The 25,136-nt window shown below is 59.7% G+C and carries 30 protein-coding genes; 9 read left to right on the top strand and 21 right to left on the bottom strand.

What is annotated here, in order from left to right; translation table 11 throughout:
* Positions 1-123 precede the first annotated feature (123 nt).
* A complete protein-coding gene (locus MGEO_RS00825; protein ID WP_085634795.1) occupies positions 124-1,341 on the top strand; it encodes a TsoY family (seleno)protein in 1,218 nt (405 codons plus the stop codon).
* Positions 1,342-1,379: 38 nt separating this feature from the next.
* On the opposite strand, the gene MGEO_RS00820 is transcribed toward MGEO_RS00825, so the two are convergent.
* From MGEO_RS00820 to MGEO_RS00730, 19 genes are all read right to left on the bottom strand, one after another.
* Positions 1,380-2,156 carry an HpcH/HpaI aldolase family protein gene (locus tag MGEO_RS00820; RefSeq protein ID WP_085634794.1) on the bottom strand — a complete coding sequence of 259 codons (777 nt, stop codon included), beginning with the start codon at positions 2,154-2,156 and terminating at the stop codon, positions 1,380-1,382.
* A gap of 53 nt (positions 2,157-2,209) precedes the next feature.
* Positions 2,210-2,407 (bottom strand): hypothetical protein, encoded by a 198-nt coding sequence (locus tag MGEO_RS00815; protein ID WP_085634793.1) that lies wholly within the window; start codon positions 2,405-2,407, stop codon positions 2,210-2,212.
* 57 nt (positions 2,408-2,464) lie between these two features.
* The gene (locus MGEO_RS00810) at positions 2,465-3,274 is read right to left on the bottom strand and encodes a division plane positioning ATPase MipZ (RefSeq protein ID WP_085635228.1); all 810 of its coding nucleotides are present in this window, start codon (positions 3,272-3,274) and stop codon (positions 2,465-2,467) included.
* Between the two features lie 184 nt (positions 3,275-3,458).
* Entirely contained in the window at positions 3,459-3,680 is a 222-nt protein-coding gene (gene rpmE / locus MGEO_RS00805) for a 50S ribosomal protein L31 (RefSeq protein ID WP_085634792.1), read from the bottom strand.
* A gap of 11 nt (positions 3,681-3,691) precedes the next feature.
* Positions 3,692-4,075, bottom strand: coding sequence for a 50S ribosomal protein L19 (gene rplS / locus MGEO_RS00800; RefSeq protein WP_085634791.1), 384 nt, complete (start codon positions 4,073-4,075; stop codon positions 3,692-3,694).
* A 287-nt stretch (positions 4,076-4,362) separates the two neighbouring features.
* Positions 4,363-4,671 (bottom strand): EthD family reductase, encoded by a 309-nt coding sequence (locus MGEO_RS00795; protein ID WP_085634790.1) that lies wholly within the window; start codon positions 4,669-4,671, stop codon positions 4,363-4,365.
* 63 nt (positions 4,672-4,734) lie between these two features.
* Positions 4,735-5,550: a tRNA (guanosine(37)-N1)-methyltransferase TrmD gene (gene trmD, locus MGEO_RS00790; protein ID WP_085634789.1), complete on the bottom strand. Its 816-nt coding sequence runs from the start codon at positions 5,548-5,550 to the stop codon at positions 4,735-4,737.
* 58 nt (positions 5,551-5,608) lie between these two features.
* Complete coding sequence (locus MGEO_RS00785) at positions 5,609-6,157, bottom strand: hypothetical protein (protein WP_233139521.1); 549 nt, start codon at positions 6,155-6,157, stop codon at positions 5,609-5,611.
* 108 nt (positions 6,158-6,265) lie between these two features.
* Positions 6,266-7,066 (bottom strand): hypothetical protein, encoded by an 801-nt coding sequence (locus tag MGEO_RS00780; RefSeq protein ID WP_233139520.1) that lies wholly within the window; start codon positions 7,064-7,066, stop codon positions 6,266-6,268.
* Positions 7,063-7,569, bottom strand: coding sequence for a ribosome maturation factor RimM (gene rimM / locus MGEO_RS00775; RefSeq protein WP_085634787.1), 507 nt, complete (start codon positions 7,567-7,569; stop codon positions 7,063-7,065). The genes MGEO_RS00780 and rimM overlap by 4 nt, the downstream gene beginning before the upstream one ends.
* A gap of 75 nt (positions 7,570-7,644) precedes the next feature.
* Positions 7,645-8,460 (bottom strand): MipA/OmpV family protein, encoded by an 816-nt coding sequence (locus MGEO_RS00770; RefSeq protein ID WP_085634786.1) that lies wholly within the window; start codon positions 8,458-8,460, stop codon positions 7,645-7,647.
* A gap of 212 nt (positions 8,461-8,672) precedes the next feature.
* Complete coding sequence (rpsP, locus tag MGEO_RS00765; RefSeq protein WP_085634785.1) at positions 8,673-9,062, bottom strand: 30S ribosomal protein S16; 390 nt, start codon at positions 9,060-9,062, stop codon at positions 8,673-8,675.
* Between the two features lie 39 nt (positions 9,063-9,101).
* Positions 9,102-9,401, bottom strand: coding sequence for a chorismate mutase (locus MGEO_RS00760; protein ID WP_085634784.1), 300 nt, complete (start codon positions 9,399-9,401; stop codon positions 9,102-9,104).
* A 1-nt stretch (position 9,402) separates the two neighbouring features.
* Positions 9,403-10,008, bottom strand: a complete 606-nt coding sequence (locus MGEO_RS00755) for a GNAT family N-acetyltransferase (protein ID WP_085634783.1) — start codon at positions 10,006-10,008, stop codon at positions 9,403-9,405.
* Entirely contained in the window at positions 10,008-10,523 is a 516-nt protein-coding gene (locus MGEO_RS00750) for a GNAT family N-acetyltransferase (protein WP_085634782.1), read from the bottom strand. Before MGEO_RS00750 ends, MGEO_RS00755 begins: the two co-directional genes overlap by 1 nt.
* Positions 10,520-11,047, bottom strand: coding sequence for a GNAT family N-acetyltransferase (locus MGEO_RS00745; protein ID WP_085634781.1), 528 nt, complete (start codon positions 11,045-11,047; stop codon positions 10,520-10,522). The genes MGEO_RS00750 and MGEO_RS00745 overlap by 4 nt, the downstream gene beginning before the upstream one ends.
* The gene (locus MGEO_RS00740; RefSeq protein WP_085634780.1) at positions 11,044-11,580 is read right to left on the bottom strand and encodes a GNAT family N-acetyltransferase; all 537 of its coding nucleotides are present in this window, start codon (positions 11,578-11,580) and stop codon (positions 11,044-11,046) included. Before MGEO_RS00740 ends, MGEO_RS00745 begins: the two co-directional genes overlap by 4 nt.
* 6 nt (positions 11,581-11,586) lie before the next feature.
* Positions 11,587-13,089: a signal recognition particle protein gene (ffh, locus tag MGEO_RS00735; RefSeq protein WP_085634779.1), complete on the bottom strand. Its 1,503-nt coding sequence runs from the start codon at positions 13,087-13,089 to the stop codon at positions 11,587-11,589.
* A 206-nt stretch (positions 13,090-13,295) separates the two neighbouring features.
* Positions 13,296-13,877, bottom strand: a complete 582-nt coding sequence (locus tag MGEO_RS00730; RefSeq protein WP_085635226.1) for an FMN-dependent NADH-azoreductase — start codon at positions 13,875-13,877, stop codon at positions 13,296-13,298.
* A 118-nt stretch (positions 13,878-13,995) separates the two neighbouring features.
* On the opposite strand from MGEO_RS00730, the gene MGEO_RS00725 reads away from it, so the two are divergent.
* Entirely contained in the window at positions 13,996-14,883 is an 888-nt protein-coding gene (locus MGEO_RS00725; RefSeq protein ID WP_085634778.1) for a LysR family transcriptional regulator, read from the top strand.
* Position 14,884: 1 nt separating this feature from the next.
* On the top strand, positions 14,885-15,796 hold the full coding sequence (locus MGEO_RS00720; RefSeq protein WP_085634777.1) for a DMT family transporter: 912 nt from the start codon (positions 14,885-14,887) through the stop codon (positions 15,794-15,796).
* On the opposite strand, the gene MGEO_RS00715 is transcribed toward MGEO_RS00720, so the two are convergent.
* Positions 15,785-16,774, bottom strand: a complete 990-nt coding sequence (locus tag MGEO_RS00715) for a TraB/GumN family protein (protein ID WP_085634776.1) — start codon at positions 16,772-16,774, stop codon at positions 15,785-15,787. The two genes, MGEO_RS00720 and MGEO_RS00715, sit on opposite strands and share 12 nt — an antisense overlap.
* Positions 16,775-16,855: 81 nt before the next feature.
* Between MGEO_RS00715 and MGEO_RS00710 the strand changes: the two genes are divergently transcribed.
* Entirely contained in the window at positions 16,856-17,521 is a 666-nt protein-coding gene (locus tag MGEO_RS00710; RefSeq protein ID WP_085634775.1) for a DUF2161 domain-containing phosphodiesterase, read from the top strand.
* Between the two features lie 27 nt (positions 17,522-17,548).
* On the opposite strand, the gene MGEO_RS00705 is transcribed toward MGEO_RS00710, so the two are convergent.
* Positions 17,549-20,047, bottom strand: coding sequence for a vWA domain-containing protein (locus MGEO_RS00705; RefSeq protein ID WP_085634774.1), 2,499 nt, complete (start codon positions 20,045-20,047; stop codon positions 17,549-17,551).
* A gap of 254 nt (positions 20,048-20,301) precedes the next feature.
* Here MGEO_RS00705 and MGEO_RS00700 point away from each other — a divergent pair, with 254 nt between their 5' ends.
* The 5 genes from MGEO_RS00700 (at position 20,302) to groL (ending at position 25,110) form a co-directional block, all read left to right on the top strand.
* Positions 20,302-21,309, top strand: coding sequence for an ABC transporter substrate-binding protein (locus tag MGEO_RS00700; protein ID WP_085634773.1), 1,008 nt, complete (start codon positions 20,302-20,304; stop codon positions 21,307-21,309).
* 58 nt (positions 21,310-21,367) lie between these two features.
* The gene (locus MGEO_RS00695; protein ID WP_085634772.1) at positions 21,368-22,168 is read left to right on the top strand and encodes an ABC transporter ATP-binding protein; all 801 of its coding nucleotides are present in this window, start codon (positions 21,368-21,370) and stop codon (positions 22,166-22,168) included.
* Positions 22,165-22,929: an ABC transporter permease gene (locus MGEO_RS00690; protein ID WP_085634771.1), complete on the top strand. Its 765-nt coding sequence runs from the start codon at positions 22,165-22,167 to the stop codon at positions 22,927-22,929. The genes MGEO_RS00695 and MGEO_RS00690 overlap by 4 nt, the downstream gene beginning before the upstream one ends.
* Positions 22,930-23,101: 172 nt before the next feature.
* On the top strand, positions 23,102-23,413 hold the full coding sequence (locus tag MGEO_RS00685) for a co-chaperone GroES (RefSeq protein ID WP_085634770.1): 312 nt from the start codon (positions 23,102-23,104) through the stop codon (positions 23,411-23,413).
* Between the two features lie 53 nt (positions 23,414-23,466).
* On the top strand, positions 23,467-25,110 hold the full coding sequence (gene groL / locus MGEO_RS00680) for a chaperonin GroEL (protein ID WP_085634769.1): 1,644 nt from the start codon (positions 23,467-23,469) through the stop codon (positions 25,108-25,110).
* Positions 25,111-25,136 lie beyond the last annotated feature (26 nt).

The following is a 25,136-nucleotide window of genomic DNA, read 5'->3' as shown; positions in this document are numbered from 1 at the left end:
CATTGGATTGCGGTCTCCGATGCCAATTTCGGCACAGTCCTGAGGTATGGATCAATTCATCTATTTACATTCTAAAAACTGAATGTATATATATTCCAAAATTAGAATGTAAGGAGACCCGTCGTGGATCGTTCTGCCACAAGACCCGCCGATACCTATTCGCCAATTTACTTTCTGGCTTCGCTTGGAGCCGGGGGCATTGCCGTAACCTTCTTTATGTTTCTGATGTTCTGGGTGCCTCATCCGGGGCAACCGGTTCCGGTCTTCGAAGACATCGCGGCTGCATTCGGAACGGGAAGCCTGGCCATGCAGACGGCCATTCTGGCTGCTGTCTTCGGCATCGCCGTCTTCGCCTTCCTCAACATCAAATCGCTGATCTGGAACCTTCAATCCCTGTCGGCCTTCAAGAAAACTGACGCCTACGCCAAGCTGCGCGAAACCAACGCCGAAGCAACGCTTCTGGCGATGCCGCTCGCGCTTGCAATGAGCGTGAACGCGATGTTCATCGTTGGTCTGGTCTTCGTACCGCAGCTTTGGAGTGTGGTGGAATACCTCTTCCCGATGGCTCTGATCGCCTTTGCCGCGATTGGCGTTCTGGCGTTCCGCATGATCGGTACCTTCCTTGGCCGCGTACTGTCGAAAGGCGGCGTGTTCGATGTGACCGCACATAACTCCTTCGCACAGCTTCTGCCCGCCTTCAGCATTGCCATGGTCGGTGTCGGTTTCGCCGCGCCCGCCGCGATGAGTACCTCGGCCACCACGGTTGCAGTCGCTCTGATGCTGTCGACCTTCTTCGGCGTTGCGGCGATCCTTTACACAGTGATTGCCGCGACCACCGCATTTGCGTCGATGCTCCAGCACGGCACGGCGCGGGAATCCGGTCCGACACTGATGATCATCGTTCCGATCGTCACGGTTCTTGGCATCCTCTTCGTGCGCCAAAGCCACGGCCTTCACGTCGCTTTTGAAACACATGCTCAACCGGGTGAAACCATGATCTTCCTCGCACAGTTACTGTCGATCCAGATCGTGTTCCTGCTGTTGGGTGCCGTTGTGATGGTGCGCCAGGGCTACTTCAGTGACTTCGTCATGGGCTCCAAGACCTCTCCCGGCTCCTACGCTCTGGTCTGTCCCGCCGTGGCGCTGTCGGTGATGATCCACTTCTTCGTCAATAAGGGTCTTGTCGGCGCCGGTGCGATCGAAAAGTTCGGTGCGATGTACTGGGGTGTGACGGGCATTGCCATCGTGGCGCAGCTTGTCGCCATCGCTCTGGTCCTGCGCCTGAACCGCCAGCACTTTACGCGTCGCGCCGTTCCGGCAAACGCGGTGCCCGCTGAGTAATTCAGACCACCACCACTCACGCAATGGGAAAGCCCGGATCAGGTGGTCCGGGCTTTCCACGTTTTCACCAGCCCCCGCATCGCGTCGGCAAGCAACATCACATCGGCCCCCAAGGCCACGAAATTTGCTCCAGCGTCGATGTCCTGCTGAATGAGCGCCGGATCACCGTCGATGATGCCCGCGGCCTTGCCCGCCGCACGGATGCGCCGCAGCCCGTCCTGCACAGCGGCACGGACCTCGGGGTGGGTGATATTTGGCAAGAGCCCCATATCCGCACACAGATCGGCAGGACCGATGAAGACGCCGTCGATCCCGTCAACCGCACAGATCTCTTCCAGTGCCTCCATCGCGGCGACACTTTCAGCCTGAACAATAAGACAAATCTGATTTTCAGCCGTTTCCAAATAATCCGGAATCCCGTTGAACGCAGACGCGCGCCCCAGCATGTGTCCGACACCACGGATGCCGTTAGGCGGATAACGGGTTGCTTCGACGATGGCGCGGGCCTCATCCGCCGAATTGACCATCGGGCAAAGCAGCGTTTGCGCGCCGAGATCGAGCACCTGCTTGATCAGCGCTGGATCGTTGTGCGGGATGCGCACGATCGGGGACACGTCGTGGCCGGACACCGCCATCAACTGCTCGTGGATCGTACCCAGATCGTTGGGCGCATGCTCGCCGTCGATCAACAGCCAGTCAAACCCGGTCGAGGCGGCTATTTCGGCAGCGTAGCCAGTACCCATGGCCAGCCATAGGCCAAGTGAGGGGGTGTCAGACGCCAAGGCGGCTTTGAAACGATTGAGGGGGGCTGGCATGTGGGCATGTCCTTCTTTCGGCGATCAGACACCAGCGCAACAGGCAAGGCAAGTCAGTCCCGGTGGCGCGCCAGTTTGACAGCTGCCCAGATCGCGGTACCGCCAAAGAACACGCCCGCGATGCCCACCACTTCGACCAAGGCGGCGGAATTCGAAATACCGCGTACCATCACCGCCACGGCCAGCAGCGCCAGTCCGCCAAGGCTGAAAATCAGGCGAAACAGAAGTTCGTTTCTCGTGGGGCCGGTCACATGCCTCTCCTCGCGCTTTGACCAAAGATAGGCGGCGCGGGACGGGAGGCCAGAGGTTCAGAACGTGACCGAAACTCCGGGCAGGTTCAGCGCCTTGATCAGGTCGCGCAATTCCTGCCGTGCGGCGATGTTCGAGATGTTTAGCTGCTTGACACCGACATCCTTGAGATCGAGGAGCGTCAGTCCGCGGGGGAAAAGTTCGCGGAATATCACACGCTCATTGAAACCGGGCGCCACGCGAAACCCGATGCGCTTGGACAGACGTTCGAGCGCCTTTTCCATCTTTGCTTTGTTGACCATCTGTTGAGCGCCCAGACGGTTCCGCAGAACCACCCAGTCGATGGGGGGCAGGCCAGCCTGCGCCCGAAGCTGACGGGCGTTCCAGACCATCTCGGAATAGACCGACGGCCCTTCGATCTTTTCGCCTGTCGCATCGGTATGGGCCAACAAATCGAAATCGACAAAGCTGTCGTTAAGAGGCGTGATCAGCGTATCGGCCAGCGAATGCGCGACTTGGCTCAGACGGGTGTGCGATCCGGGACAGTCGATCAGAATGAAATCGCTGCCCGGCTCAAGTTCGGCCACCGCTGCTGACAGACGGTGGTCGTAGATGTTTTCTCCCGGCTGCAGGCTGTCCGGGTCGATTTCCGGCAGTTCCATGTAGCGTGGCGTAGGAAGGGAGAGTCCTTCGGAGTCCAGCATCTTCATGCGGTTCGTAACGTAGCGCCCCATGGTGCGCTGCCGCAGATCCAAGTCCAGCGTACCGATCTTGTGACCCATCCGCGCAAGCGCGGTTGCTACATGCATCGAGACGGTCGATTTGCCTGCGCCGCCCTTTTCGTTCCCGACAACAATGATGTGTGCCATCTGTTCGACCACCCTGCCTTTCGGACAGCTATGACCTGAATGCGCGGGATGTTGCAACGGGGTGCGTTGCGATTTGAAAGGGATTGCGGCGAAGGGGACTCAGGTCATCTGACTGAATGTGCCAGAGCCAAATGAAAAGGCCGCCCTGAAAAGAGCGGCCTCATCGAAGTCAGCAAAGCGTGGCTTAGAAGCCCAGGCCTTCGTATTTCTTCTTGAACTTGGAAACGCGTCCACCGGTGTCCATGAGACGCGAGTTGCCACCGGTCCATGCCGGGTGCACGGACGGGTCAATGTCGAGCGACAGCTGGTCGCCTTCGTTGCCCCAGGTCGAGCGCATCTGAATCACGGTGCCGTCGGTCATCTTGACGTCGATGACGTGGTAGTCGGGATGGATATCTTTTTTCATCGGAAGCGTCCTTACGCGTCTGCGCCCGAGAGCGGCTTGTAGTTGGCATCTTCCGCGATACGGGCCGATTTGCCGCGACGCGAGCGGAGGTAGTAAAGCTTGGCGCGACGGACGCGGCCACGGCGCACTACTTCGATGCTGTCGATGTTGGTCGAGTAAAGCGGGAACACACGTTCCACACCTTCGCCAAACGAAATCTTGCGAACGGTGAACGACCCGGCAATGCCATCACCCTGACGGCGGCTGATGCAGACGCCTTCGTAGTTCTGAACACGGGTGCGGGTGCCTTCGGTCACCTTGTAGCCAACACGGATGGTGTCGCCTGCTTTGAAGTCGGGAATGTTTTTCCCGAGGGCGGCAATCTGTTCCGCCTCCAACTGAGCGATAAGATCCATCGCTTCTCTCCTAAAACTGCTTGCGGTTTCTCCGCAAAGGTCTGCGCGTCCTCAGAGCTCTTGGTCTTCGTCCGGGTCCGCAATTGCGCCCGCCAGAGATCAGGTCGTCTTTGTCTTGTTATGTCCAGGATGGGTGCGGTTGGGCCCTGCGCGAAGAACACACGGAATCACCGCACCGGGCTGACACCCGGAACACGCGCCGTAAACCAGAAGCACCGAAGTAAATCAAGTGTGGATTGAAGGACCGGCCTTTGCGATTTGTCAGCTGTGATGCTGTTCGCCCGAGATCAGGCGATCACCTCTCCAATCAGCATCTGAGGCCGCGTGTTTGTGAAGTTCGCAATGTCCGCAACCACCGGCCCTGCCGCACCGAGCGCCGCGTCAAGGGCTGACTGATCGGCAAAGGTCATCGTTGCGACCGCGTAGCTCTCTGGGGGTGCGTCCGGACCGCTGGCCAGCCCTTTGGTCACAAGAACGGATGCGATATGCGCCCCCATATGTTCGCCAACCATCGGCATATGCGTGCCCAAATAGTAATCGTAGTCGAAATGTGTATCGTCCGTGATCGGGTAAATCACCTGTAGGGAAAGTGCCATTTGTATCTCCTCCGAGTCGCGCAATGCTTCGTGTCTAACACGAAACGAGCCCGGTCTGGTGGATCAATCGGTCTGGTCGTGCAAGGCCTGCCACGCCGACCAAAGATCGGGGCGACGTTCCCGTGTAAGTTCTTTCGACTGCGCCTGCCGCCATTTGGAGATCTCGCCATGGTGGCCGGACATCAGTACCGGCGGTATCCCCATGCCTCGCCATTCGGCCGGACGGGTGTATTGCGGGTGTTCCAGAAGGCCGTCCGAAAAGCTCTCCTCTTCGGTCGAGGCTTCATTGCCCAGGACACCCGGCAAAAGACGGACCGTGGCGTCTATCATCGCCTGGGCCGCGATTTCGCCCCCGGTGAGAACGAAATCGCCAAGGCTCACTTCGGTAATCCGGTAGTGATCGATCACACGCTGATCCAAACCTTCGAACCGACCACAGATCATGCTGACACCGGGTCCGGCCGCCAGCGCTTTGGCCATCGCCTGCGTGAATGGGCGACCGCGCGGGCTCAGATAGATCAGAGGGGCTTGCGGCGCGATGCGAGGGCGCGCGTGGTCGATGGCCGAGGCCATGATGTCCGGCCGAAGCACCATGCCCGCGCCACCGCCTGCTGGCGTGTCATCGACATTACGATGCTTACCTTCACCGAACTGGCGCAGCGCGACGGTTACCAGTTGCCACAGCCCGTCCTTCAGCGCGCGCCCGGTCAGCGATTGACCAAGAATGCCGGGAAACGCCTCGGGAAGAAGCGTGATGACCTGCGCTTTCCAGACACGGGCCAGATCTGGGGTCTGCTCCATCAGTTCGCGTGGTTTGAGCGTCGCACGGATCGTCTTGCGACCATGTGATTTCTGCGGCGGTGTCTTCCTGTCTTCCATCGGGTCTGCCTTTCGATGACGCCGATGGCTTTAGAGCCTTGTCTCGGGAATTGCCAGTTCAGGCTGGTATTGGAGCAACAAGGCTGTCCCGCATGGTCAGCATCGCATTGGGTGCAGAGAAATAACCGGCAAGCGCACCAGCCTCGGCCGGGGACGCGCGCATCAAACGTTCGACGATCCAAAGTTCAAGCGTTTGATCTTCCGTTAAGCTCAGAACATCCGTTACGCCCCAGCGTGCCATGATCTGCGACAGAACCATTGCGACCTGATCGTCTTGCGTCATCAATCCCGGCGGCAGACTTGCGGGCGAGAGAAGGCTGCGCAGTTGAGCCCGGATCACGAGCAGATCCGAGGCTAGTTTCCGGATATCGGACAAGGCTGATGAGGTCAGCAAAGAGGTGTAGGTGGTAGACCGCGCGCTCGGGTTGATGGTTTTTTCCGCCATCTGAGGCGACAAAGCGAGGGCAGCGGCCGCGACCCCAATGGCCCCGAACAGGCCCAGGAGCAAGAACGCCATCGAGACAGCGAGCTCCTGCAACGTTATCACGACCACACCCGGCGAGAGTGCGGCCAGACTCAGCAGCAGTCGACGTTTCACAGTATTCACCAAATGCTCCCCCGAGCAGTTGGAAAACGGTTAACCGGCGCAAATGGCAAAATTTTGCCTCAAATGTGGCGAAAAAAGGCTTAAATTTTGGCAAATATGTGGCGCAGCTCAGACCTGAAGGCTGCGCGCCATCTTCCGGATCGTGCGCTTGGCGTCCTGAACATCCTTCTCCGGAAGGGCACTCCGGTTCAGGGCAAGGAACACCTCGTCGATGCCAACATTGGGCTGTACGTTTTCCGGCGGCAGAAGTTGAAGCGATGAAAGGTCGAGGTCCGGCAGGTCGAAAAGGGCCAGCAGCGGAGACAGCGGACCAAGTGGAAGTGTTTCCGCATCTTCCAGGCGGTGTGACGTCACGCGCGCCAGTCCGACGTCTTCCGCAACCTCGGTCAGAATGTCCTCGAGCCCGCGGGCATCATCGAACTGTGCGCTGTAGGTTTGGAAATCCTGCGTCAACCGTGTGCTGCGTAGGTTCTGCCACCAAGTGCTGCGCAGCCAAGGCTCCCGATCACGTGTCGAGAAATAGAATACCAGATCCAAGTTCCTGCCAAAGTGGTGCGCTGCCGCCTCGCTCAGGCAGCGCATGACCAGTCCCGCGCTGTCATAACACTCGAGCCCATGTCGCCCCGGCATATGGCCGGAAAGATCTTCCGACGACATCAGGATCGGTCGTGGGTCGGTCCGGTCGAGCGTCCCGAAAAAGGCATTGGCGGCCTCAGCGACCTGACGAAGCGTCTTTTCTCTTGGCTCAATCGAAAAAGCGCGCGCGCTTGTTGTCAGATCTTCGAAAGCCTCCTTGAGAAAGACCCGCAGATGGGTCTCCAGAACTGTCGCATTTTCACGCAGCATGCTTTGCACGCTGGTCGTTCCCGTTTTGTGGAAGCCCGCGTGAATGACGATCTGGGTCGTCACGAAAACAGTCCCTCGGGCGGGTCCGCCACGATCCGCCCCTGTGCAAGGTCGACCGTAGGTACGACAGCTTTGGTGAACGGCAGCAGCACCGTTTGTTTCTGTCCCGGTGCCCGGAGCTCGAGCAGATCATCTGCTCCATTATTGATGACGGCCATCACCTTGCCCAGCAGCGCGCCCCCGGTATCCGTGACTTCCAATCCGATGAGGTCGGCGTGGTAGAATTCGTCGTCCGGCAAGGATGGCAGTCTGTCACGCGGCACGAAAAGCTGCATTCCGCGCAAGGCATCGGCCTCTTCTTTGCTGGTGACTCCGGACAGGCGCGCAGCCAGCCCATTCTTGATTTGCCTGGTGATCTTGACCGAAAAACTGCGCGAGCCGTCTTCGGTTTCAAGAGGTGCGTAATTGGCGATGTCTTCGGGGATTGCGGTAAAGCTTTTCAAACGCACTTCACCGCGGACCCCAAAGGCTCCGGCAATGGCTCCGACACAGACTTTGTCACTCACCGATCATGCTCCCGGTCGTTCTGACCGACTGGATAGACCAGAGCGGTGCGAAGAGGCAATTGTCCGCGCGAAGGATCAGTGACCGATGCTGAACACGCGGGTCACGCCAAAGCGGACGCCCCACTGCTCGTCCGAACCCTGTTTCACGATCGGGCTGTCGGCTGCATCGTCTGTGAACTTTTCCCAGGTCACGGCACCTTCGAGGCCCCAGACATCGTTGATCTGGTAGCGTGCGCCGAATTCGATACCGGCAGAGACCATGCCCCCGTCCGGGTCATAGGCTGGCAGGGACGCACTGGCCTCATCCGCCGTTACGCCGAAATAGGTGTCGCTGTAGGCGTCATCTCCGAAAAACACCCGCGGGCCCATGTTCAGGCGCAGACGGTCCGTGGGGCGAAGAATGGCGTCCGCGCCAACTTCACCGACCCAGCCCTCATGTCCTCCAAAACCCCTGCGCACTTCTCCGAAAGCTGCGAAATACTCGGTCCCGTAGCGGACAGACGCGCCGAGTTCGACTGCGGCATCAACGTCTTCGAGGCCGGCCAGTTCATCGAAATCGTCAGCCGTGCGCTCCTGGATGAACCTGAACGATCCGCCAAAGGTCAGTCCCATGCTGTCCGCCCAGGGATCGAGGTTTCCAAATGTCCGTCCGTTGCGCAGCGACAGGTAATTGAACGAAAAGCCGAGGTCAGGGCCGATAACATTCTCGTCCGATCCGAAATACTCGGGTGTGGATGCCACGCCGCCGCGCAGAGTAAACATCAGCTGCGGTTTGGCCGGAGCTGGGGCCAATACGTCGGTCTGGGCTTCGGTTTGCTCGGGTCCTGCGGCAAAGGCGGGAAGAGCGAGGCTGACAACAAAGCCGGTGATCTGGGAGAGGCGGGCGAGCATGGCGTTTGGCTCCTGTAGGGCTGCATGCGGTTACCCTACCACATGGCGCGGTCAGGAAGCAGCGTCAAGCAAGCTGCACACTGTCGCACGAAATGACGCGCGGACACCATGTAGCGGCAACAATTTGGGGAAAGTGGAGTCTTTTGCCCCGCGATCTTGCAGGGAGGTGCAGATGGCCGGGCGGGCCAGCCATCTGCGGAGGCATTTCGCAATTATTCTGCGGTTGCCTCTTCTGCGGCCGGAGCGGCGTCTGCCTCTGCGGCTTCCGCTGCTTTGGCGGCCTTTGCTTCGGCACGTTCCTGAGCGGCTTTGCCCGGGACGGCTTTCTTCGGGTTGTTGCGCTCTTTCTTTTCGACAACGCCAGCTGCTTCGAGGAAGCGCGATACGCGGTCGGTGGTCTGTGCGCCCTGGCTGATCCAGTACTGGATGCGCTCGACGTCCATTTTCACACGGTCTTCGCTGTCTTTCGGCAGGAGCGGGTTATAGGTGCCCAGCTTCTCGATGAAGCGACCGTCGCGCGGCATACGGCTGTCGGCTGCAACGATGCGGTAGAACGGGCGCTTCTTGGAACCGCCACGGGCGAGACGAATTTTGATAGCCATTGGTATTCTCCTAAGGGTCTGTTTGGACGGGCGGGGCCGTCACGATTGCTTTTGTTTGTGGTGTTGGATGACTTCCTGAATGATGAAATTCAGGAATTTCTTGGCGAACTCAGGATCAAGGTCTGCCTGGGTCGCAAGCTCTTCGAGCCGCGCGATCTGATTTGCTTCGCGCGCGGGGTCTGAGGGCGGGAGGTCGTGCTGTGCCTTGAGCACACCCACGGCCTGCGTGTGTTTGAACCGCTCGGCCAGCGTGAACACGAGGATCGCATCCAGACGGTCGATGCTTTCGCGGTGACCCTTGAGCAATTCTGCGGCGCGGGTCACGGGATCGGTGGTCATGTCAGTCAATGGCCCAGCCTTTCGGTTTGAACAGAGGGTCCTGGTAATGCGCGATTTCCATGTCGATGCCATGCGCGAGCTGCGTGCCGCGCAGGGCGTCCGGTGATGGATGGCGATACACTACGTCGCTGCCATCGACGGTCGGTGCGTCGTGGTCTTTCTTGGCTCCAAGGCGTTCAGCCAGACGGATGCTGTCGAGGTTCTTGGGGTCAAGATAGCTGACAGCGGTCTCCCAGCCTTTCTCGTCATAGAAATAACGGCGCACGCGGTGCGTTGCCTCGAGTGCAAAGCCATGGCCTGCGCGGTCTGGCCAGATGATCCAGGCGATTTCGCGCTCGGGCCATTTCGCAGGGGACCAGCCTCCGGCCATGCCGACGGTTTCGTCCGTATCCTTGAGGTGCACCATCCACATTCCGAAACCGCGGATTTCCCAATGTCCGATCTCGGCGGCATATAGCATCCATGCCTCGTAGCTATTGAGCGGACCGCCCATAAAGCGAGACCGGTAAGAGGCAAAGGTTGCCTTGAAGTCCGGGTAATCCTCGGCCTTAGGGCTACGCAGGGACAGGCGCTTGGTCTCCAGAACGGGAATGTCACGGTGGCCCATCAGAGCACCTCCATCTTGGGGTGGCGATAGACTGTCGCCACCTTGTCGCGGAGCGTGATGTCCGGTTCGCGTACGGCACCCATGCGCAGGGCCAATGCCTGCGAACGTGCATTGTCCGGCGCGATGAAGCTGGGCAGATGGGTCAGCCCAAGATGCGTTGCGGCTGCTTGCCTTGCCGCCGTGGCTGCCTCGTAGGCGATGCCTTTGCCTTCGTGTTCGGCGGTCACGGAGTAGCCCAGTTCGGGTTCCGGCCAATCCATCGGATGAAATATGCCGGCAAAGCCGATAAAGGTGTCATCGCCCTTGAGCGTGATGTGCCATTGCCCGTGGCCCCGCAGGTGCCATTGACCAAGGCAGATCATCAGCATCCGACCCACATCAAGTGGCTCGGCCGGCCCGCCGTTGAAGCGGCTGCGCGGGTCTTGGTAATAGTCGCAAAGCGGCTCGAAATCCTGCATGCCCGGTGCGCGCAGAACCAACCGTTCGGTTTCGATCACGGGGATATCCAAGCTCATACCAGCGCCTCCGGTCCCGGATGGCGGTACAGCAGGTCTTCGCCCATGTTCGGGTTATCGTAGGTGCGCTCGTAGACCGCGCCCATGCGTTCAGCGAGGCGGATCGAGCGGGTGTTGCCCGGTACGATGTTTGATGTCAGTGTGGTGAAGCCGAGGTCTTCGTAAGCCCATTGGCGGGCACGGGAGGCGGCCTCATAGGCGATGCCTTTGCCTTCGAAACCGTCGAAGACAACCCAGCCGACTTCAGGTTCCGGCCAGCCATCCGGGTTCCAGATGCCGCTGATGCCAGCCGGTTTACCAGTCGCCTTGTCTTCGATGGTGAAGTAGCCATAGCCGTGCCAGTGCCAATGGCCCACGTTCAGGGCGAACCAGCGCCACGAGTCCGAGCGGTTGGTGTACCCGCCAAAGCCTGCGGCCCGCGTTTCATCCATCAGGAACGTAATCACCGCTTCGGCATCGGCCTTTTCGGGGCCGCGCAGGATGAGGCGGTCTGTTTCAAGGACGGGTGCGTTGGTGAGGCTCATGCGTAAGCCTCCGGGCTACCGTCGCTGTCCGGGCTGTGGCGGTAGACGACGGTTTCCTCGGGCGTTTCGCCGTCGGGCAACAGAGCATCTGCGTCGTGTGTCGCGCCCAGCCGTTCGGCCGGCGCGCGCGAGCGGGTGTTTTCAGGAGCGATATAGCTGACGAGGGTCTCGAACCCCTGTTCCCATGCCCAGCCCAGCGCAGCAGCTGCCGCTTCGGTCGCGTAGCCTTTGCCTTCGGCTTGCTCGAACAGGGTCCAACCGATTTCGCGCTCGGGGAAATGCGGTGGTTGTGTAATCGCCACCTGACCGACAAACTCGCCCTCGGTCGTATCGACGGCCCATGCACCGTGACCCATCCAGTCCCACGCGACCACCTCGGACGACAGCCCGTAGAACAGGTGAGTCCTGTTCTTTGGTGCACCCACATAGGCGGCACGCGGCGTCTGATAGAAGGCCCAGAAGGCTTCCATGTCGTCCATGCGATGTGGACGCAGACGCAAACGCGGCGTGGTTATGACGGGGGCTTCACGCATCAGGGGTTATTTCTTCTTTCCGAACCCGCTGAGGCCCGGCGGCAGGCCCATGCCGCCGCCCATTCCGGGCAGACCGCCTTTGCCGCCAAGTGCCTTGGCCGCCTGTTCCAGCGCCTTCGGGTCCATCTGGCCCATCATCTCTTCGGGGCTGGCGCCGCCTTTGCCGAACATGCCTTTCATGGCTTGTTTCAGCATGCCGCCTTTGCCCATCTTGCCCATCTTCTTCATCATGTCGGACATCTGGCGCTGCATCTTGAGCAGCTTGTTCAGGTCCGAGACCTCCATTCCGGCACCCGCTGCGATACGCTTCTTGCGGCTGGCCTGAAGGATCTGCGGGTTGGCGCGTTCCTTCTTGGTCATGGAGTTGATCAGCGCGACCTGCTGGCGCAGCATCCGGTCGTCGATGCCGGCCTCGCCCATCTGCTTCTGCATCTTCTGCGCGCCGGGCATCATGGCCAGCATGCCTTCCATGCCGCCCATCTTCATCATCTGTTCCAGCTGCATCTTGAGGTCGTTCATGTTGAACTGACCCTTCTGGAAGCGCTTCATCATGCGCTCGGCCTGTTCGACCTCGAGCGTCTGCTGCGCTTTCTCGACCAGCGCGACGATGTCGCCCATGCCAAGGATGCGGCCTGCGATCCGGTCCGGCTCGAAGGTTTCGAGTGCATCCATCTTTTCGCCAAGGCCGACAAAGCGGATCGGCTTGCCCGTCACGGCGCGCATCGACAGCGCCGCACCGCCGCGCCCGTCGCCATCCATTCGGGTCAGGACCACACCGGTGATGCCGATGCGTTCGTCAAAGTTCTCTGCGGTGTGGACAGCGTCCTGACCGGTCAGGCCGTCGACCACCAGCAGCGTCTCTCGCGGGTTGGCGACATCGCGCACCGCTTCGACCTGGGCCATCAGCTCTTCGTCGATGGACAGACGTCCTGCGGTATCGAGCATGTAAACATCGTAGCCGCCAAGGCTCGCCTGTGTTTTGGCGCGCTTGGCGATGGCCACCGGGTCTTCGCCCTTGACGATCGGCAGCGTGTCGACGCCGATCTGGTTGCCGAGAATCTGCAGCTGCTCCATCGCCGCCGGGCGGTTCACGTCGAGCGACGCCATCAGAACGCGCTTGCCTTCACGCTCTTTCAGGCGCTTGGCGATCTTGGCGGTTGTCGTGGTCTTGCCGCCCCCCTGCAGACCGACCATGAGGATCGGAGCTGGCGGGTTGTCGATCTTGAGTTTGCCGGGGTCTTCGTCGCCGCTCAGGACGTGCTTGAGTTCGTCATGGACGATCTTGACGACCTGCTGGCCCGGCGTGATCGACTTGGTGACGGCCTGCCCGGTCGCCTTTTCCTGCACCGCCTTAATGAAATCGCGTGCCACCGGAAGCGACACGTCGGCTTCGAGCAGCGCAACGCGCACCTCGCGCAGGGCGGTCTTGACGTCGTCTTCAGACAACGCGCCCTGTTTGGTCAGCCGATCAAAGACGCTGCCTAGGCGGTCGGACAGATTTTCAAACATGGGCTTTCGCCTCCTTTGCCACTGGTGTTCCCCCGATGTAAGGGCCAACGGCGCATATACCAAACGTCAAACGCCCCCACGGGCGTAACACGCTGGTGGGGGGCGATCCCGGACTGCGTCCAAGGGACCGGAAAGTCAGACTTCCCGGAATTGGGAGGCGTTTAGGGCAAAATGGCGCGCAGAGTCAACCCGCGCGCCAAAAAGGCTCAGGCAGCAAGGGCTTCGAGCGCTGCGTTTGCCTTGGCGTGCGACGCGTCAGCATCGACCATCAACTGGTCCGCAGCCACGAACTGCACATCGGTGATGCCGACGAAACCCAGCACGTGGCGCAGATAACCACTGGCGAAGTCGATCTCGGATCCAACCTGCGTTCCGCCGGAGGTGATCGCGACAATCGCACGCTTGCCGGCCAGCAGGCCTTGGGGGCCGGCTTCGGTGTACTTGAAAGTGATCCCAGCGCGGGCAATCTGGTCCACCCATGCCTTCAGAGTGGCCGGAATGCCGAAATTGTAGATCGGTGAGCCGATAACCAGCGTGTCTGCGGCTTTGATTTCATCGATCAGAGTATCCGACAGGGCCAGAGTTTCGCGTTGGGCTTCGGTGCGCTGATCCTCAGGCGTCCAGTTGGCAGCAAGCCAATCGCCGTCAATTGTCGGAATTGCCTTCGCCAGATCGCGATGGATCACGCGTTCTGGCTGAAGTCGGTCCAGAATCCGCTGCGTCAGGGCGCGGCTTTCAGAACCATCGTGGCGGGCGGATGCGTCAATGCGAAGTACGGTATTTGTCATTCGGGTCTCCATTCACGGAAATGTTGTCTCGTTACCCCTAGATATGACTTGCCTACGCGCACAAAATAGATGGAAATGCGCATGTCGTGTGAACTGTTGCACAGAAGGGCAGGGGAATATGGAACATTGGGATGAGGTGCGTACCGCGTATCAGGTTGCGCGCCAGGGTACCGTCAGCGGCGCAGCCGAAGTACTCGGCGTGCATCACGCGACGGTGATCCGGCATATCGATGCTCTGGAAGCGCGACTTGGGGTGAAGCTGTTTCAGCGTCATGCGCGGGGATACACTCCCACGGAGTCCGGCCAAGACCTTGCGCGGGTCGCGCAGACGACCGAAGACCAACTGCAACAGCTGGTCGGTCGTATTCGTGGGCGTGGCTCCGAAGTGAGTGGCGAACTCATGGTCACGTCAATTGTTGAACTGTCTGATTTTCTGGTGCCCGTACTGACGGGGTTCAAAGCAGAATACCCCGACGTTGTCGTTCGCTACCTGACCGACGCGAGGGTCTTCCGCCTCGAATATGGCGAGGCGCATGTCGCAGTGCGCGCCGGATCGGCACCGGATGAGCCAGACAACGTAGTGCAACCATTGATGAAGCTGCGGGTCGGCTTTTACGCAGCGCGCAGTTACGCTGACCTGCACGGTTTGCCCAAAGACGAGGACGACCTCGTGAACCATGTCTTTGTCGGCCATGACAACCCCGAGGGGCGTGCGCCGTTTCAACAGTGGCTTCGGTCGAAAGTGCCTTATGACCGTGTCGTGTTCCGGGCAACGGACACAAACAGCATGATCTCTGCTGTGCGCAGTGGTGCGGGAATCGGGTTCATGCCGGTGACCCTCGGTTCGAGTGATCCTGACCTGATCGAAGTCCTGCCGCCAAAGGAAGAATGGGCACCGCAGATCTGGCTGGTGACCCATGTTGATCTGCACCGTACTGCGAAAGTGCAGGCACTGCTCTCGCACCTCAAGGCGGCGGTCACAACCTTCGACCCGCAAACGGCTTGATATGACGGAAGCAAAACGCGGTCATCTGGCGATGCTGGTCTTTTCGGCATTGGTGGCCGGGTCATTCTCACTCGGTTCCAGGGCCGCTCCCCACATTGCACCAGAGGCCTTGAACGCCGTGCGGTTCGTCGTGGCGGCGCTCATCTTGGGCGTGCTGGTGAGGGCGACCGGGGGTGTGCCGCGTCAGGCGCTGCGGGCGCCGTGGCGGTACCTCATGCTCGCGTTGTTCATGACATCGTATTTCGTGCTGATGTTCGAAGGTCTGAAAACCGGCGCGCCGGTGTCGATGTCAGCAGTGTTCACCCTCACGCCGCTGATTGCAGCCGGCTTTGGGTGGGTACTGTTGCGTCAGGTTCTGACCCCTCGTATCGCGGTGGCCCTTTTCATAGGCGCGGTTGGCGCGCTTTGGGTGATTTTCCGGGCTGATTTCTCGGCGTTTCTCGCTTTCGGCATCGGGCGCGGTGAAGCGATCTTTTTCATAGGCTGCATTGCCCACGCGTTGTACGCGCCGCTGGTGCCCCGTCTGAACCGCGGAGAGCGCCCGGCGGTGTTCACCCTCGGGACGCTGGTCGCCGGTGCGCTCCTGCTGCTTATCGTCGGTGCCCCCGCGCTGATGTCCACGGATTGGGCCAGTCTGCCGACCATCGTCTGGATCACGATTGCCTACACATCGGTTTTTGCCAGCGCTGCCAGTTTCCTTCTTCTGCAATATGCAAGTCTGCGTATCCCATCGGCGAAAGTCATGGCCTATACCTATCTCACCCCAAGCTGGGTGATCCTTTGGGAGATGGCGCTCGGGAACGGTCTTCCTCCGCGCCTCATCCTGGTTGGTGTGGCGATGACCATCGTTGCGCTTGCGCTTCTCTTGAAAGACGACAGCCAGGTGCACGGACGCGCGGCGTCAGAAGGGTAGGCGTTCCAGCGAAAAGCCCTCAGCGTCAAGAAGAGCGAGTACGCCATGCCGTCCGGGCAGATGGGCCGCGCCGAACGCGGCCACCACGCGGTCATTCTCTGTCAGCGAGTCAAGAAGTACGGGAATCCAGGCGTGGTTTCGGTCGATAAGCAGTTCCCGTTCCATGGTCGCCAAAATCTTGGTGGCGTCTTCGGCGTCAATCGGGCTGTACCGCTCGGCCAGAATGGTCGATACCGCCCAGCCTTCGGCAGGAGCTTCGTCGAAATAGCTGGCCAACAGAGTGGCGAAAAGGTCTTCGCTGATCGCCGGATCCACCAATGCCGAGAGCATCATGCTCACTTGCATGTCCCGCGGTTGTTTGGCGAAGGCGGCAAAAATCGTTTCTGCATCCTCCAGCGCCGCCCTGGGAATCCCGGCCTCGGCGGCAATGGCCTCGATCCGGGCATCCATGCCGCCTTCCGCCAGTTCGACGGCACTCGCACAAGGCGGGACTGCCAGAAGAACTGATACGTACCACGGTTGGAACCGCGCAGCCATGAACGGCGGCATCCCGCGCGCGCTCAGGGCCTCTGACATCTGGTCCCACTGCTCCTCATTCAGCAGTTCGGGCAGGGTGGTGTCCGGCATCATGAGGAGGCCAGGATCGGTTGAAATCTTTTCCTGCAGCCGTGCTTCATCAGCATCGGTCATCTCCAACAGCAGAAGATCGGCGCTTTCGATTGTCGGGCGCAGACGCTGTACCGGCCCGTCTAGGCGTGGGTCGGACAGATGCATGGTCCCGATCAGATGCAGGGTTTTGGTCCCGCGGGTAGCGATCCAGTGGTTGCCCTCGGTGAAGGGCGCATCCTGCAACAACCCGTCCAGCTTTGCCTGTTCCTGAGGTCCCAGCGTATCGCGCAGATCGTTTCCCGCGCAGGCAGCCCACAGCGGGTGGATCGTCGTCAGGCAGCAAAGCAGAGTCAGAAGGCGAAGCAGCATTGCGGCATCCTTTGGGACTTGTTTTCGAGCAAGCTAGGACCTGCGCTTGCCAGCAGCAAGGCAGTTGCGCATTGATGGGCCATGCACCGCGAAGCTGATCTCTACCCTCCCATAAAGGCTTATCTGGAAGCACAGGGTTACGTCGTGAAGGGAGAGGTGGGTGCAGCCGATCTTGTTGCCCGGCGCGGCGACGAGGAGCCGTTGATCGTTGAGTTGAAGCTAAAGCCGAACCTGACGCATTACCATCAGGCGGTCGCACGTCTGGCGCTGTCTGATCTGGTCTATATCGCAATACTTAAACCCACCGGGCGAAACGCACGCCGGGCACTCAGGGAAAACCGGGTACTGTGTCGTCGTCTGGGGCTCGGATTTCTGACAGTGCGTGCCGATGGCGTGGTCGAGGCGCAGTGTGATCCGGGTCCTTATGCTCCGCGTCGAAACAAGGGCAGGCGCGCTAAACTGCTGCGGGAATTCGACAGGCTCTCCGGCGATCCGAATGATGGTGGTGCAACCCGGCATGGGATTGTGACCGCCTACCGGCAGGATGCGCTGCGATGCGCGATGTATCTTGCCGAAAGCGGGGCAGAGAAGGGCGCGATTGTTGCCAAGGCAACCGGCGTGAAAAATGCGACAACTTTGATGCGCGACAATCACTACGGGTGGTTCGAGAAAGTGGAAAAGGGTGTTTATACCCTCTCAGCGCATGGTCATAAGGGTTTGACGGACTGGGGTGACAGCCTGAGCTAGCTGTCTACCAATCCTGTCATCGCCCCGTCATTCCACCTTGAGCGGGACTTCCGCTATCCCCGTCCGGTCCTGTCGCATGAAATACTGCACGACATACTCGCCCGGTGTTTCCGGCACTGTGAGAGTCGCCGGATTTCCGTCGCGCGTGTAGGCCCAGCTTTGCCACTGAGCGCCACCCGTCGCGCCAACTGGGCCAATACCAATGTAATCCTCATGATAGTCCGGGCCGGTCCAGCCGATCTCGATCGTCGAGCCGGGCGATGCGGCGGATGGAGCGATCAGGGACGCGTCGGCGGCGGTCACAGTGATGGGGATCTCGGTGACCGCACTTCGGTCTTGCCTCAGGAAGTAGCGGATCAGATAAGAGCCGGGCACAGGAGGTACGGTCAGGTCTGCCGGTGACCCGTCGCGTGTATAGGCCCAGTTCTGCCACTGGGCCCCGCCGGTCGCGTCGATCTTGCCAATCCCGATGTAGTCCTCGTGGTAATCAGGGCCGGTCCAGTCCACCTTGATCGTTGCGCCGGCAACGGCCTCGTTCGGCGCGCTCAGCGTGACTTCGACCGGAGTCAGTGTGATCGGGATGGAAATAAGTGGCGTACGGTCCTGCCTTTGGAAATAGGTGATCAGATACTCACCGGGCGTGACAGGCATCGTCAGGTTCAGGGGGCTTCCGTCACGCGTATACGACCAGTTTTCCCACCGTTCGCCACCCGTCGCATCGACCTTGCCAACACCGATATAGTCCTCGTGATAGTCGGGACCGGTCCATTCAACCTGAATCGCAGAGCCGACAGTTGCTTTTTCCGGCGCCCTCAGGCTTGCCGCGACGGCGGATAGGGTGATTGGTGCGGAAACCAGCGGTGTCCTGTCCTGACGTTGAAAATACGTAATCAGGTATTCCCCTGGTTCAGCCGGCATCACGAGATCAAGCGGGCTGCCCTCAGACGTGTATGTCCAGTTCTCCCATCTTTCGCCTCCTGTGGCGTCGACCCTGCCAATTCCGATGTAGTCTTCCTTATAGTCGGGACCGGACCAGCCGACTTCGATGGTCGAGCCTGCCACGGCCTCGGACGGCGCAACGATCCGCGCTGAAACATCCGTGGCGGTGAACGCGACTGTGGTCAGCGGCGTCCGGTTCTGCCGCATGAAATAGGTAATTTCATAGGAGCCGGGCTCCGGCGGCACGGTCAGTGTGACAGGAGAGCCTGCCTCCACATAGACCCAGTTCTCCCATCGTTCGCCGCCTGCGGCACCGACCTTGCCGATACCGATATAGTCCTCGTGGTAGTTTGGTCCTGTCCACTCGACGCTGATCTTGGACCCCGCGGGGGCCTCGGCCAAGGCCGTCAGGCTGGCCGAGGCTGGGGTGACCATGATGTCGGCTTCGCCAATAGCTTCGCGGCCGTCCCGCTTGAAATATCTGATCTTGTGCGGTCCGGTCGTTGGGGGCACCAACAGAGATACCGGATTGCCCTCGGACGTGTAGCTCCAGTTGTGCCACTGCTCACCGCCGTCGGCGTCGGAAAGGCCAATCCCTATATAGTCTTCCTTTCCGTCCGGACCGTCCCATCCGACCTCGATTGTGCTTCCGGCCACAGCTTCTGCAGGCGCGATGATGCGGGCCGTTTCCTGTGGCTCGGGGAAAGCAATCTGGACAGTTGCTGAGTCTCCGATGGCGACGAACTGTCGGCTCAACTCGGTTTCGAGCGCGGTGCTGTAGGCCGTTGCGGTGTAGGACCCTTCGGCAAGATCAAGCGTGAGTGGATTGCCTTGAGCATCATCCAAAATGATATCGGTCCCGCCCGAAAGATCCCACAGCACCGGACCCGGAACCAGCGTCTCTGTCGCCTCGATCACAGCAGTCAGTGTGGTCGGCACAAGTGCGGGCTCTGGCTCGGGTTCCGGTTCGGCAACAGCCACCTGCGTCAGAGCGTCCGTCAACTGATCAGCTGTGTCCGCGGTCAGGAACTGGCCCCCGGTTTCCTCTGCAATGCATTGCATCTGGGCCAATGCCTCGGGGTCTGATCCAACATCGAACCCGATCACATGCGCGGTGAAATCAATCCCGGCCTCCTCAAGAAGACGCGCTGCTGCGCAGGGGTCGGGATTGCAGGTTTCGACGCCGTCGCTCACGAGGATTACGGTCGCTTTTTCTTCGGTGTAGCGCAGCGCCTCTGCCGCAGCGATTACGGCGTCGGTCATCGGCGTCTTGCCCAATGGCTTTATCGCGTTCACGGCATTCGAAATCTGCGCCGCCGTTCCGGGTGACGGGGGCACCACTGTTTCGATATCTGTACACTCTCCGCGTTCGCGGTGCCCGTAGACCGTCAGGCCGAGGCCCTGCTCTGCGGGAAAATCCGTAAGCAGGTTTCCAACAACCTGTTGAGCGATGGTGATCTTGGCCACGCCATCGACCTGACCCCACATCGACCCGGATCCATCCATGACAAGAACGGTGTTTGGCTGATTCTGTGCCGCAGCCAAAGACGCGACCGTGGAAAGGGCAAATATCAGGGGAATGCGCATGGAATGGCCTCAATAAAATGGTAAGAATACTCCTAGGAATACACGTCACGCGCGATCTGCACAGCCCTTTGGTTCCAAATCGTCCTAGTGTTCCAAAGCAACAAAAACCAACACTTGCCTAAATCAGAGGCAAACGTCACAAATTCGTGCAAGAACAGCGCGCCGACCAGGCTGCGCCCTTTCGCAACGCTGCTTTGCGTTTCGTTTGCCGGGGCGATGTCTCAGTTTGACGCGGAACCAACTGGGAGTCTCTGATGTTGAAACAAACTCTTGCGGCAATTGCCGCAACCCTGAGCATGGCGGGAGCCGCCTTTGCACAGGCTGATTTTCCTTTCGCCCTTGACTGGAAGTTCGAGGGCCCCTCTGCGCCATACTTCCTTGCCATCGACAATGGGCACTTTGAAAAGGCCGGTCTGTCCGTCGAGATCTCGGCCGGGCAGGGGTCGCTCGATGCGATCCCGAAAGTTGCAACAGGCGCGTTCCCGGTGGGCTTTGCGGACATCAACTCTCTGATCAAGTTTCTTGACCAGAACCGCGGCGCGCCGGTTACGGCCATCATGATGGTCTATGACAAGCCGCCATTCGCCATCGTCGGGCGCAAATCGCTTGGTGTTGAAGTTCCCAAAGACCTTGAGGGCAAAGTGCTGGGTGCACCGCCCCCCGACGGCGCGTGGGCACAGTTCCCGGCCTTTGCCATTGCCAACGATCTGGATGTCGATGCCATCACCGTCGAGCCCGTTGGCTTCCCGACGCGTGAACCGATGCTTGCAGAGGGCAACGTGGCGGCTGTGACGGGCTTTTCATTCTCGTCCTATCTGAACCTTGTCCGTCTTGGTGTGCCCGAGGAAGATATCTCGACAATACTGATGGCGGACTACGGCCTCGCGCTGTATGGCAACGCGATCATCGCGAATACCAACTTCGCTGCGGACAATCCCGAATTGATCAAGGGTTTCCTGACGGCGGTTGCCGCAGGTTGGAAAGATGCGATTGCAGACCCCGACGCAGCCATTGCGAGCCTGATTGAGCGCAACCCGGCGGCGGATGCAGAGCTTGAAAAGCGCCGTCTGGAGTTGGCGGTCGATGCCAACGTCGCCACCGACTACGTGATGGAAAACGGCATGGGTGGCATTGATGACGCGCGCATGGCCAAGGCGCTGGAGCAGCTTGCCCAGACCTACGAGTTCCAGAGCGCACCTGATGCGAGCCTGTATTTCACCGACGCCTACCTGCCCGACGCGTCCGCGCGGATGCTGAAATAACAAACCCTTTCGCCACCCGGCTCTGTGTCGGGTGGCCTGTTCATCAAAGGTGGCGCACGTGTCCGAGGCCCTCATCGAAATCAAAGGCGTGCGTCACGCATACCAGACCAAAGCCGGTCCTTTGCCCGTTCTGGACGGATTGAACCTGACCGTTCCCGAAGGAGGTTTTGCGGCCGTTGTCGGCCCCTCGGGCTGCGGCAAGTCAACATTGACCCGGCTCGTTGCTGGCCTCATGAAGCCGGATCACGGAGAGGTGTGGTTGCACGGCGAACGGGTCAAAGGGCCAAAGTCCACTGTCGGAATGGCATTCCAAAATCCGGTGCTTCTCGAGTGGCGCACAATCCTACAGAACGTGATGTTGCCGCTCGAAATCGTGCCAACCAAACTTTCGAAAAGCCAGCAGGAAGAGCGCGCACGAAAACTGCTGGCTCTTGTCGGACTCGAGGGCTTCGAAGAGAAGCGTCCAAGTGAGTTGTCCGGTGGGATGCGCCAGCGGGCTTCGCTGTGCCGGGCCATTGTGCATCAGCCCGAGGTTCTGATCCTTGATGAACCGTTCGGGGCGCTTGATGCCTTCACGCGCGAAGACCTCTGGCAGACCATGCACAAGGTCAAGGCCGAGGAGCCCTTCACCGGCGTGTTGATTACCCATGACCTTCGCGAGTCGATCTTTCTGGCCGATCAGGTGATTGTCCTGTCAGGCCGCCCTGCAAGGACCCAGTACGTCATGGATGTTCACCTGACCGGCGAGCGGGACATCGAGCATCTTTACACGCCCGAGTCCGCAGAGGCGCTGAATATCCTGCGCCATCAGATTCAGATCGCGCAGGGGCGTGCGGTTGATGCGGAGGCAGCGGAATGAATATTCGTCAGGTTCTGGTGCCGATCGCGGCGATCGTGATTTTCGGTTTGCTGTGGGAACTCCTGGTCTGGGCCAACGGATGGCCCAACTACGTCATGGCCTCGCCGTCAGACCTGCCACCCGCCTACGCCCGCTATTGGGAACTGTTCTTGGTCATGGGATGGCAAACCCTGTGGCGCACTGTCGTCGGGCTTCTCCTGGCCATTGCGTTCGGCGTGCTTCTGGGAATGGTCATGGGATTCTCGCGAACCATGCGCGATGCGCTTTACCCACTGCTCGTGGGTTTCAACGCCATTCCCAAGGCGACTGTCGTGCCGATTGTTGCGCTGCTCTTTGTTGGCGACCACAACTTCAACACGGTGCTGATCGCCTTCATGATCTCATTCTTCCCGATTGCCGTTTCGGTGTCTATTGGCCTGAGCACACTTGAGCCGGAATACAGGGATATTCTGGCATCTCTCGGGGCCTCCAAGACAACGATTTTCTGGAAGATTGCGCTGCCCAAGACCCTGCCGGAATTTTTCGGTGCGCTGAAGGTTGCTGTCACGCTGGCCTTTATTGGCACCAATCTGATGGAGATTGTATCGCCGCATGGCAGGGGACTTGGCGCGCTGTTCGACTCGGGAAAGACGAACTCTGATTACCCGCTCATGTTTGCAGTGCTGATCGCGCTGGCGCTGATGGGAATCCTGCTCTACTACGTTGTGGTCGCGTTGGAAAAAGTCTTCGCCGGCTGGGCAGAACGTTCTCCAAGCTACTGAGACGTCACCTGATATCGCTGACAATTCGGTCAAAAAATCTCGCACAAGCGTGTTGACTCGTTGTGCGCCTGTCCCTAGCTATGCCGCGTTAGCACTCGACGACAGTGAGTGACAACAGTCCTTCGGGGAGCGAGGGACTTTGACAGAAACCTTTGAGTAAGGAGACTCGAAGATGGCATTCAAACCGCTTCATGACCGTGTGCTGGTCCGTCGCGTTGAAAGCGATGAAAAAACTGCTGGTGGCCTGATCATTCCCGATAGCGCCAAAGAAAAGCCGGCAGAAGGCATGGTTGTTGCGTGTGGCGAAGGTGCACGCAAGGATAGTGGCGAGCTCATCGAGATGGCCGTTAAAGAAGGCGACAAGATCCTGTTCGGCAAGTGGTCGGGCACAGAAGTGACGATCGATGGCGAAGAACTCCTGATCATGAAGGAGTCGGACATCCTTGGCATCATCACGGACGCAGCAGCAGCGAAAGCCGCCTGAACGCCCGTTTTGGTCGCAAACACAAACTCTGACTAATCAGTGGAGACTACGAGATGTCTGCAAAAGACGTGAAATTCAATACCGACGCCCGTTCGCGCATGCTGAAAGGCGTCAACATCCTGGCCGACGCGGTTAAGGTGACCCTGGGCCCGAAAGGCCGCAACGTCGTTCTCGACAAATCCTTTGGCGCACCGCGCATCACCAAGGACGGTGTGTCCGTGGCGAAGGAAATCGAACTGGAAGACAAGTTCGAGAACATGGGCGCGCAGATGGTGAAGGAAGTTGCTTCCCGCACCAACGACGAAGCCGGCGACGGCACAACCACAGCAACCGTTCTGGCACAGGCCATCGTCAAAGAAGGCATGAAGTCGGTTGCAGCGGGCATGAACCCGATGGACCTCAAGCGCGGCATCGACCTTGCAACCTCCAAGGTTGTCGAAGCGATCAAGGCTGCGGCCCGTCCGGTCAGCGACAGCGCCGAAGTTGCGCAGGTCGGCACCATCTCCGCCAACGGTGAAGCAGAAATCGGCCGCCAGATCGCAGACGCGATGCAGAAAGTCGGCAACGAAGGCGTGATCACCGTCGAAGAAAACAAAGGCCTCGAAACCGAGACCGATGTTGTCGAAGGTATGCAGTTCGACCGTGGCTACCTGAGCCCGTATTTTGTCACCAATGCTGACAAGATGACTGCAGAACTCGACGACTGCATGATCCTGCTGCACGAGAAGAAGCTCTCCTCGCTCCAGCCGATGGTTCCGCTGCTCGAGTCCGTGATCCAGTCGCAGAAGCCGCTGCTGATCATCGCGGAAGACGTGGAAGGCGAGGCGCTGGCGACCCTCGTGGTCAACAAGCTGCGCGGCGGTCTGAAGATCGCAGCTGTGAAAGCACCGGGCTTCGGCGATCGTCGTAAAGCCATGCTGCAGGACATCGCGATCCTGACCGGCGGTCAGGTGATTTCCGAAGACCTCGGTATGAAGCTTGAGAACGTGACAATGGACATGCTTGGCAATGCCAAGAAAGTTCAGATCACCAAGGACGAAACCACCATCGTTGACGGTGCTGGCGAGAAGGTCGAGATCGAAGCACGTGTTGCCCAGATCCGGACCCAGATCGAAGAAACCACGTCCGACTACGACCGTGAAAAGCTGCAGGAACGCGTTGCGAAACTCGCAGGCGGTGTTGCTGTCATCCGCGTTGGCGGCATGACCGAAGTCGAAGTGAAAGAGCGTAAAGACCGCGTTGATGATGCTTTGAACGCAACCCGTGCCGCCGTTCAGGAAGGCATTGTTGTCGGTGGCGGTGTTGCCCTCGTTCAGGCAGCGAAGACTCTGGCAGGTCTCGAAGGTGCAAACAGCGACCAGAACGCCGGTATTGCCATCGTGCGCCGCGCTCTGGAAGCGCCGCTGCGCCAGATCGCAGAGAACGCAGGTGTCGACGGTTCCGTTGTCGCTGGCAAGATCCGCGAAAGCGAAGACATCAAGTTCGGCTACAACGCTCAGACCGACGAATATGGCGACATGTTCAAGTTCGGCGTCATCGACCCGGCCAAAGTTGTCCGCACCGCACTGGAAGACGCAGCCTCTGTTGCTGGCCTTCTCGTAACCACCGAAGCGATGGTTGCAGACAAGCCGCAGAAAGAGGGCGCAGGTGCAGGCGCTGGCATGCCCGACATGGGCGGCATGGGCGGCATGATGTAATCAGCCCGGCCGTGTCCTTCGGGACG

The organism is Marivita geojedonensis, assembly GCF_002115805.1.
In the GTDB taxonomy this organism is placed as follows: domain Bacteria; phylum Pseudomonadota; class Alphaproteobacteria; order Rhodobacterales; family Rhodobacteraceae; genus Marivita; species Marivita geojedonensis.
The sequence above is the reverse complement of the archived record's forward strand: the minus strand, read 5'-3'. Positions and strand labels throughout refer to the sequence as shown.

Coding starts and splice junctions, on each gene's coding strand:
- MGEO_RS00820 (WP_085634794.1), bottom strand. CDS start 2,156: ATGCCAGCCCCCCTCAATCGTTTCAAAGCCGCCTTGGCGTCTGACACC.
- MGEO_RS00810 (WP_085635228.1), bottom strand. CDS start 3,274: ATGGCACACATCATTGTTGTCGGGAACGAAAAGGGCGGCGCAGGCAAA.
- rpmE (WP_085634792.1), bottom strand. CDS start 3,680: ATGAAAAAAGATATCCATCCCGACTACCACGTCATCGACGTCAAGATG.
- rplS (WP_085634791.1), bottom strand. CDS start 4,075: ATGGATCTTATCGCTCAGTTGGAGGCGGAACAGATTGCCGCCCTCGGG.
- MGEO_RS00795 (WP_085634790.1), bottom strand. CDS start 4,671: ATGGCACTTTCCCTACAGGTGATTTACCCGATCACGGACGATACACAT.
- trmD (WP_085634789.1), bottom strand. CDS start 5,550: ATGGAAGACAGGAAGACACCGCCGCAGAAATCACATGGTCGCAAGACG.
- MGEO_RS00770 (WP_085634786.1), bottom strand. CDS start 8,460: ATGCTCGCCCGCCTCTCCCAGATCACCGGCTTTGTTGTCAGCCTCGCT.
- rpsP (WP_085634785.1), bottom strand. CDS start 9,062: ATGGCTATCAAAATTCGTCTCGCCCGTGGCGGTTCCAAGAAGCGCCCG.
- MGEO_RS00760 (WP_085634784.1), bottom strand. CDS start 9,401: ATGACCACCGATCCCGTGACCCGCGCCGCAGAATTGCTCAAGGGTCAC.
- MGEO_RS00755 (WP_085634783.1), bottom strand. CDS start 10,008: ATGGGCCACCGTGACATTCCCGTTCTGGAGACCAAGCGCCTGTCCCTG.
- MGEO_RS00750 (WP_085634782.1), bottom strand. CDS start 10,523: ATGAGCTTGGATATCCCCGTGATCGAAACCGAACGGTTGGTTCTGCGC.
- MGEO_RS00745 (WP_085634781.1), bottom strand. CDS start 11,047: ATGAGCCTCACCAACGCACCCGTCCTTGAAACAGACCGCCTCATCCTG.
- MGEO_RS00740 (WP_085634780.1), bottom strand. CDS start 11,580: ATGCGTGAAGCCCCCGTCATAACCACGCCGCGTTTGCGTCTGCGTCCA.
- ffh (WP_085634779.1), bottom strand. CDS start 13,089: ATGTTTGAAAATCTGTCCGACCGCCTAGGCAGCGTCTTTGATCGGCTG.
- MGEO_RS00730 (WP_085635226.1), bottom strand. CDS start 13,877: ATGACAAATACCGTACTTCGCATTGACGCATCCGCCCGCCACGATGGT.
- MGEO_RS00725 (WP_085634778.1), top strand. CDS start 13,996: ATGGAACATTGGGATGAGGTGCGTACCGCGTATCAGGTTGCGCGCCAG.
- MGEO_RS00720 (WP_085634777.1), top strand. CDS start 14,885: ATGACGGAAGCAAAACGCGGTCATCTGGCGATGCTGGTCTTTTCGGCA.
- MGEO_RS00715 (WP_085634776.1), bottom strand. CDS start 16,774: ATGCTGCTTCGCCTTCTGACTCTGCTTTGCTGCCTGACGACGATCCAC.
- MGEO_RS00710 (WP_085634775.1), top strand. CDS start 16,856: ATGCACCGCGAAGCTGATCTCTACCCTCCCATAAAGGCTTATCTGGAA.
- MGEO_RS00705 (WP_085634774.1), bottom strand. CDS start 20,047: ATGCGCATTCCCCTGATATTTGCCCTTTCCACGGTCGCGTCTTTGGCT.
- MGEO_RS00700 (WP_085634773.1), top strand. CDS start 20,302: ATGTTGAAACAAACTCTTGCGGCAATTGCCGCAACCCTGAGCATGGCG.
- MGEO_RS00690 (WP_085634771.1), top strand. CDS start 22,165: ATGAATATTCGTCAGGTTCTGGTGCCGATCGCGGCGATCGTGATTTTC.
- MGEO_RS00685 (WP_085634770.1), top strand. CDS start 23,102: ATGGCATTCAAACCGCTTCATGACCGTGTGCTGGTCCGTCGCGTTGAA.
- groL (WP_085634769.1), top strand. CDS start 23,467: ATGTCTGCAAAAGACGTGAAATTCAATACCGACGCCCGTTCGCGCATG.